Annotated in this window: 8 protein-coding genes; 2 read left to right on the top strand and 6 right to left on the bottom strand. The window is 73.5% G+C overall.

Going from position 1 to position 7,573, the window contains the following annotated elements:
• The 4 genes from egtD to egtA form a co-directional block, all read right to left on the bottom strand.
• On the bottom strand, positions 1-1,017 hold a 1,017-nt coding region (gene egtD, locus ACFXA3_RS28750), incomplete at its 3' end, for an L-histidine N(alpha)-methyltransferase (RefSeq protein ID WP_385191413.1).
• The gene (egtC, locus tag ACFXA3_RS28745) at positions 1,014-1,772 is read right to left on the bottom strand and encodes an ergothioneine biosynthesis protein EgtC (RefSeq protein WP_385191411.1); all 759 of its coding nucleotides are present in this window, start codon (positions 1,770-1,772) and stop codon (positions 1,014-1,016) included. The genes egtD and egtC, both read right to left, overlap by 4 nt.
• Positions 1,772-3,115, bottom strand: coding sequence for an ergothioneine biosynthesis protein EgtB (gene egtB, locus ACFXA3_RS28740; RefSeq protein WP_385191410.1), 1,344 nt, complete (start codon positions 3,113-3,115; stop codon positions 1,772-1,774). The genes egtC and egtB overlap by 1 nt, the downstream gene beginning before the upstream one ends.
• Positions 3,112-4,449, bottom strand: a complete 1,338-nt coding sequence (gene egtA, locus ACFXA3_RS28735) for an ergothioneine biosynthesis glutamate--cysteine ligase EgtA (protein WP_385191409.1) — start codon at positions 4,447-4,449, stop codon at positions 3,112-3,114. The genes egtB and egtA overlap by 4 nt, the downstream gene beginning before the upstream one ends.
• A gap of 130 nt (positions 4,450-4,579) precedes the next feature.
• On the opposite strand from egtA, the gene ACFXA3_RS28730 reads away from it, so the two are divergent.
• On the top strand, positions 4,580-5,413 hold the full coding sequence (locus ACFXA3_RS28730; protein ID WP_385191408.1) for a TIGR02452 family protein: 834 nt from the start codon (positions 4,580-4,582) through the stop codon (positions 5,411-5,413).
• Between the two features lie 109 nt (positions 5,414-5,522).
• Positions 5,523-5,870, top strand: a complete 348-nt coding sequence (locus ACFXA3_RS28725) for a hypothetical protein (RefSeq protein ID WP_385191406.1) — start codon at positions 5,523-5,525, stop codon at positions 5,868-5,870.
• Between the two features lie 30 nt (positions 5,871-5,900).
• On the opposite strand, the gene ACFXA3_RS28720 is transcribed toward ACFXA3_RS28725, so the two are convergent.
• A complete protein-coding gene (locus tag ACFXA3_RS28720; RefSeq protein ID WP_385191404.1) occupies positions 5,901-6,365 on the bottom strand; it encodes a type II toxin-antitoxin system PemK/MazF family toxin in 465 nt (154 codons plus the stop codon).
• A 76-nt stretch (positions 6,366-6,441) separates the two neighbouring features.
• A complete protein-coding gene (locus tag ACFXA3_RS28715) occupies positions 6,442-7,107 on the bottom strand; it encodes an O-methyltransferase (protein WP_385191403.1) in 666 nt (221 codons plus the stop codon).
• Positions 7,108-7,573: the final 466 nt, after the last annotated feature.

The following is a 7,573-nucleotide window of genomic DNA, read 5'->3' as shown; positions in this document are numbered from 1 at the left end:
CTCCGTACCCGCCTCCCGCGCACTGCTGCCGGGCGTGCCGGCCCAGCCGACCGCGCCGTCGGCCACCGACAGGGACAGCGCGAAGCGGCCCTCCTCATCCGTCCACCACCGGGTCAACTCGAGCCCGGCCCCGGCGAGCTCCGCCCGCACACCCTCTTGACGGAACTTCGCGGAGACCTCCGTAAGGATCTCCTCACCCGCCGCGAACGGCACCACCAGATCCAGCTCCCGGACCTTCACCACCAGCTCCGACCGGGCCCGCAGCCGCATCTCGATCCACTCCTGCTCCCGGTTCCACACCGCGACGTGCGCGAAGTCGTCGGTGTGGAAATCCGCACCCAGCTCCCGGTTGACGACGGCCAGGACGTTCTTGTTGAACTCCGCCGTCACCCCCTGCGCGTCGTCGTACGCGGCCACCAGCACGGCCTCGTCCTTCACCAGGTCCGTCCCCATCAGCAGCGCGTCCCCCGGCGACAGCATCGCCCGTACCGACGCCAGGAACACGGCACGCTCCGGCGGGAGCAGATTGCCGATCGTGCCGCCCAGGAACACCACCAGCCGGGGACCGGGGGAGTCCGGCAGCCGCAGCGGCTTCGTGAAGTCGGCCACCAGCGCGTGCACCCGCAGCCCCGGATGCTCCGCCAGCAGCGTCTTCGCCGCCCCCTCCAGGGCGCTCCCGCTCACGTCCACCGGGATGTACGTGTGCAGCCCGGGCATCGCCTCGATCAGGTGCCGGGTCTTCTCCGAGGAGCCGGAACCCAGCTCCACCAGCGTGCGCGCCCCGCTCACCGACGCGATCTCCCCGGCCCGCGCCAGCAGGATCTCCCGCTCGGCGCGCGTCGGGTAGTACTCCGGCAAGCGGGTGATCTCCTCGAAGAGTTCACTGCCCCGCGCATCGTAGAACCACTTGGGCGGCAGCACCTTGGGGGACACCGTCAGCCCGTGTCGGACGTCCGCGCGCAGCGCGGTGTCGGCGGAGTGCTCGTCGAGGGTGCGGGTCAACTGGAAGTCGCTCACTGCGGGTTCTCCTTCAGCGGGGTCAGGTCGACCCGTGTGCCACGGGCGGTCAGCAGGGTCCGGTCGGGTACTTCGCACCAGCGGGAATCGTCGTCGTAGGGCTCGGACGCCACCACCGTGCGCTGCGCCTGCACGTCGGCCAGGTACCAGAGCGAATCGCCCCAGGCCGTCGCGGCGATGCCCGTGCCGTCGGTCAGCAGCAGGTTCAGCCGGGAGCCGGGCGCGACCGCCTCGAACTCCCGCACCGGCTCGACGAGCGCCGTGCCCAGGTCGTCCCCGCGCAGCAGCCGGCGCAGCACCAGGGCCCAGACCAGCGCCGAGTCCGTGCCGGCGGCCAGCGACAGCAGCTCACCGGGCGGCAGGGTGGCCGCGAGCGGCGCCGCGGCGTCCGGCCAGTCCCGGACCGCGCCGTTGTGGCTGAACAGCCACGGCCCCGACGCGAACGGCGCCGCCGCGGCCTCCCCGTCCGCCCCGAACACGGTGGCGTCCCGTACGGCCGCCAGCGCCGCCCGCGTGCGCACCACACGGACCAGATCCGCGAAGTTCAGATCGCCCCAGATCGGCCCGGCCCGCCGGTACCGGGCGGGAGCCGGGTCGCCCTCCGCGTACCAGCCGACACCGAAACCGTCGGCGTTCACCGTGCCGTGGCGCTGGCGCCGCGGTTCCCAGGACTGCCGTACGAGCGAATGCTCCGGCTCGCTGAGCAGCCGCGCCAACGGCACCTCCGGCCCCACGAACGCGATATGACGGCACATCAGACGTCCCTCGCGGTCCGGAAACCGGAAAAGATCTGACGGCGCACCGGAAGGTCCCAATTGCGGAACGTGCCCCGGCAGGCCACCGGATCCACGGCGAACGAACCACCGCGCAGCACCTTGTGCTCCGGACCGAAGAACACCTCCGAGTACTCGCGGTACGGAAACGCCCGGAACCCCGGGTACGGCAGGAAATCGGAGGACGTCCACTCCCACACGTCACCGATCAGCTGGCGCACCCCCAGCGGGGACGCGCCCGCCGGATAGCTGCCCGCCGGAGCCGGCCGCAGGTGCCGCTGGCCCAGGTTGGCGTGCGCCGGCGTCGGATCCTCATCGCCCCACGGATAACGGGTGGAGCGCCCGCCCGCCGGATCGTGCCGGGCCGCCTTCTCCCACTCCTGCTCCGTCGGCAGCCGCCGCCCCGCCCACCGGGCGTACGCGTCCGCCTCGTACCAGCTGACGTGCAGCACCGGCTCGTCCGCGGGCACCGGCTCGGTCACCCCGAAGCGGCGGCGCAGCCACTGCCCGGCCTCCCGGCGCCAGAACAGCGGCGCCTCGATCCCGTGCCGGCGTATCTGCTCCCAGCCCTCGGCAGCCCACCAGCGCTCGTCCCCGTACCCGCCGTCCGCCATGAACGCCTGGTACGCGCCGTTGGTCACCGGCACCGTGTCGATCCAGAACGCCCCGACGTCCCGGGCGTGCGCGGGCCGTTCGTTGTCCAGCGACCACGGCTCGGCCGACGTCCCCATCGTGAACGGGCCCGCCGGCACCAGCACCTCGGCCGCGGCCGGCGGAGCACCCCGCGGCGGATCCGGATCCGGGGCGGTGAGCACCGGCTCGCCCCGGCGCAGCTGATGGGTGATCAACATCGTCTCGTCGTGCTGCTGTTCGTGCTGGGCGATCATCCCGAACGCGAAACCGTCGTCCAGCAGCGCCGTGCCCTCCAGCGCCGTTCCCTCCAGCAGGTCGAAGACCCGGCCCCGCACCTCCGCCGCGTAGCGGCGCGCCTCCGCCGGCCCCAGCAGCGGCAGCTTCGGCCGCTCCGCACGCGGGTGCCGGAACGCGTCGTACAGCGGGTCGATCTCGGGATGCAGGGACGCGTGCCCGGCCACGTTGCGCAGCAGCCAGAGCTCCTCCTGGTTCCCGATGTGCGCCAGGTCCCACACCAGCGGGGACATCAGCGGGGAGTGCTGCGCGATCAGGTCCCCGTCGCTCACCGCGTCGGTGAGCAGCGCCGTGCGGGCGCGGGCCGCGGTCAGCGCGGTGAAGGCCCGCTCGCGCAGCGCCGCGGGCGCCCGCTCCGGGAGCCGGGCGGAATCCGCGGAGGAAGGTGAACTGGTCATCGGTGCGCCCCCGTTCCGGTCAGCTGCCGACGGCCGTCGTCGGCGGGACATCGACCGCGCAGTACGTAGCGTTCGTTGAAGGCGCCGACGACGTCCTGCACGTGCCGGCTCGCGCCGAGCCCGGGCAGCGCCTGCGCCGCGGCCCGGAAACACGCGGCCGCGGCCGTACGCAGCTCAGGATCGGCCAGGCCGTGCCGGGCGGCGGACTGCCACAGCGGATTGCGCGGCGCGGGTCCGGGCCCGTGGGCGTCGGCCAGCGCCTTCGCCGCCCGGTACGCGCTCTCGGCGGCCTCCGGATCGTCGAACAGCGCGTGCACCACGGCCACCGGCACCAGCCAGCCGTCGTCACCGGGCTGCGCGTCGATCATCCGGAACTCCAGATGACCGCGCGGGCGCACCGGCGGGAACAACGTCGTCAGGTGGTACTCCAGGTCCTCGGCGGTGGGCGGCCGCAGCACGGGGGACCCGGGAGTGCCGTCGGCCCGCGCCGCCACACCGCCGGACCGGAGCCAGTCGCGGAAGGTCAGCCCGCGCGGGGCCGTCCACGGCCCGCCGTCGGACGACCGCAGGCACATCACCTCGGTGTCCAGGGCGTGCCGGGCCCACCCGGCCCGCGGTTGCGCGTCCAGCGGCGGGGCGAGCGCACGCCGGCTGTCGATGTCCCGCCAGATCCCCTGGCGGGAGCACCGCCAGCCCGCGTACGGGCCCTCGTGCGCGGGGGAGTTGGCGAAGGCCGCCACGAACACGGCGCCCAGCAGGTGCGCCAGCCGCCAACGCCGGCCGTACCCGAGCGGGCCCGGCTCCTCGTACCCGGCGTCCACGCAGACCTGCACGGAGGCGGAGGCGCGCATCATGGCGCGCCCGGCCGGGCCGGTGCGGTCGAAGTAGACCTCCATCGCGTCGTAGCGCGGGCTGTGCAGCAGCCGGCGCAGCGGCCGGCGCGCGTCCCGGCCGGCCCCGCACAGGACCAGGCCCCGGGCCCGCAGGGCGGCGCGCACGGCGGTGAGATCGGCCTGGAGGCCGTCCACGCAGCCGGAGAGGGAGGGGGCGGGGGCCGAGCTGAGCTCCAGCTGGCCGCCGGGCTCGATGCTGAGCCGGGAGTTCAGGGTCAGGGCGCGGGCCGCGTCGTGCGCGGCGGTCAGCCGGTCCGGCGACACCGTCTCGCCGGGCCGCTCGGCGTCCAGTACGAGCCATTCGAGCTCGGCACCGAGGGTGCGGGGCGGACCGGTCTTGAAGCAGATGCCGTGGACCAGGTCCTCGGCGGCGGTCTCACTGAGCGCGGGTGAGGCGCCCGGGGTCAAAGGGGCTGGTGGTGCGGACGAGTCCTGAGGCATGGCCGGGTCTCCTGTCCAATGATGTGACTTGACCATGCCTACCCGTCCTTGTCGGCCTGAAAGGTGGGAGCCGGGCGCCGCGCGGAAAAATCTCTGGCCGCGGGCGATCCGTACTGCCGATGATGGCGACGTGAGCAGCAGATTGCGCGAGATCGCGCGGGAGAACGCGACCATCCTGGCGGCCGGTGGCTACCGGACGCGGTCCGGGCGGGAGGTCTCCCTCGCCGCCGCCCTGGCGGACGCCAAGGCAGGAACCAGAATATATGGCCCAAACCCGGTCATTCCAGACGAGAACCTTCCCGTCGCGCGCCACGAGACGGCCATCGAGGTCACGGGGGAGAGCAGCACGGTCGCAGCCCGTAGGCTCGCCGGCGACGACCCGGAGCAGGTCCCGGTGGCCGTCCTGAACTTCGCCTCGGCCCGCAATCCCGGGGGCGGATACGTGCGCGGGGCCAAGGCCCAGGAAGAAGCGCTGTGCCGCGCCTCCGCCCTGTACGAGACCCTGCTGGAAGCCCCCGAGTACTACGAGGTCCACCGCGCGGGACGCAGCACCTTCTACACCGACCGGGTGATTCACTCGCCCGGGGTCCCCGTCTTCCGCGACGACCGCGGCGCACTCCTCGACACCCCCTTCCGGGCGGGCTTCCTCACCTCCCCGGCCCCGAACGCGGGCACCATCCGCCGCCAGGAGCCGGAGCGCACCGCCGAGATCCCGGCTGCCCTGGCCCGGCGCGCGGAGCGCGTCCTGGAAACCGCCGCGCTGCACGGCTATCCCCGGCTGGTGCTGGGCGCATGGGGATGCGGAGTCTTCCGGAACGACCCCGCACAGGTGGCGGAGACCTTCCGGGCCCTGCTGGCGGGCCGTTTCACGGGGGTCTTCGAACGGGTGGCGTTCGGGATCCTGGACCGCGATCCGGGCCCCCGGCAGGCATTCGAACGGGCTTTCGCCGGGTTCGGGGCGTGAGCGGCGAAGGATTCGGTCGGAGGCATCGGCCGGAGGGATCAGCCTGACGGTTCACCCGCCGGAGCCGTGGATCCGGTGACTGTCGGCGGGCCCCGCCATACTGCGACGCATGACCCGCCCCGATGCTGACCCCGCCCCCGACGCCGGCCCCGACGCCGTGTTCGAGGACATCGCCGACGACCTCGCCCCGCGCGGCGTCACCACCGGCGCCCTGTTCGGCGCGCGGGCCCTCAAAGCCCACGGCAAGGCCTTCGCCTGCCTCAACGGCGACACCCTCGCCGTCAAACTCGGGGCGGGCAGCGCAGCGCACACCGAAGCCCTGTCCCTGCCCGGAGCCGAACTCTTCGACCCCTCCGGCGCAGGGCGCCCCTTCAAGGACTGGGTCGCCCTGCCCGCCGACCACGCAGACCGCTGGCCGCACTACGCCGAACGGGGACTGGCCGCCCTCGGCGGCTGATCCGCCGGCGCGTCCCCGGCGTCCGGAGCGCTACCGCCAGCCGTAGCGCTCGCGGAGCCGGTTCACGACCAGCTGGAACCGGCCCCGGTCCAGCGCGCACGCCTCACGCCGCATGCCCGCCTCGTGCACCCGCAGCACCCGGTCGACGTCCACCCAGGACTCCCGCCCCGCGCCGTCCCACGGCCCCGTCCCGATCGGCACCCACTCCCGGTCGTTGTCGTGCCGCTTGCTGGACAGCTGAACGGCGAGCAACGTCCGCCCGCCCGCCTCCCGGGCGACGACCAGCACCGGGCGGTCCTTGCCGCGCCCGTCGTTCTCCTCGTACGGAACCCAGGTCCAGACGATCTCGCCGGGGTCCGGATCGCCGTCCTTGTCGGGCGCGTACTCGGTGCGCACGGGCCCGATGGCGTGCGGATCGGCCTCGGTGGTGGCGGTGGCCCCGCCGCGCCCGGGCTGCTCGGTGGGGTCGGAGCTGTGGTGGGAAAGTGCCGTCATCCGGGTGAGGTTACTGGCTCGGACCGCCGGCTCGCCTCGGGTCGTCGGCCGACGCGAACCGGCGAGGGGCCGCGGATCAGTCGGTGACCAGGGCCAGGACCAGGCCGTCGTAGCCCTTGCTGCCGACGGTCTGAAGGGCGGTGGCCGTCAACCTGGGGTGCTCGGCGATGAGTTCGGTGAACCGGCGCACGCCCTGGACGCGGGGGTCGGTGCTGTCGGCGTCGACGACGGCGCCGTCGCGGACGACGTTGTCGCCGACGATGATGCTGCCGGGCCGGGTGAGCTCGAGGGCCCACTTCAGGTAGTCCGGGTTGGACGGCTTGTCGGCGTCGATGAAGACGAGGTCGAACGGGGCGAGGTCCACGAGCTCGGGCAACAGGTCGACGGCCCGGCCGCGCCGGATGTCGACGACCTCGTCCAGTCCGGCCCGGGCGATGTTGGCGGCGGCGACGTCGGCGCAGCGCTCGTCCACCTCCAGCGTGACCAGCCGCCCGCCGGCGGGCAGCGCCCGGGCCAGCCAGATGGTGCTGTAGCCGCCGAGCGTGCCGATCTCCAGGATGGTCCGGGCGCCGTGGATGCGGGCCAGGAGGTTCAGCAACTTCCCCTGGTTCGGGGCCACCTGGTGCGCGGGCAGCTCCGCGGCCTCGGAGTCGACGCCGGCGGCGACGAGCGCGTCGTCCTCGCGGACGAGCAGCCCGTTGAAGTAGTCGTCGACGGCAGTCCACGTCGCCTGCTGAACCATGAGTGCTCCCGCTCCCCGCTGTGTTCTGACGAATCGATGAATTAGTTCCCAATGAAAACTTACACGAGATCGCGGGGCTTCAACAGGTTGTTGGGGTGGGGGGGAGGGGGCGGGGTGGGGTGGGGCTGGGCGGTGGTGGTGGGGCGGGTCGGGAGGTGGGAGGCGGGGTTCGAGCGGGGCGGTGCCGGTGGGTTGGGCGGAGGGCGCGGGGAGGGTCTGGGCACTCGGGGTAGATGGGGTGGGACGGGAGCTTGGGGGTGCGACTTACCGACTCGGGGCCGATGAGGCGGGTCGGGATGCCGGGGCGGGGTCCTGTGGACTCGGGGTCGGTAGGACCGGACGGGATGCCGGGGTGGGGTCCTGTCGACTCGGGGACGGTGGGGCCGGACGGGATGCCGGGGTGGGGTCCTGTCGACTCGGGGTTGTGCGGGCGAGACGGGAGGTTGGGGCGGGGTCCGCGTACTCG

It is taken from the genome of Streptomyces sp. NPDC059456, from assembly GCF_042750055.1.
Classification (GTDB): domain Bacteria; phylum Actinomycetota; class Actinomycetes; order Streptomycetales; family Streptomycetaceae; genus Streptomyces.
Note: the sequence above shows the minus strand (reverse complement) of the source record. Positions and strands in the feature narration are given on the sequence as shown.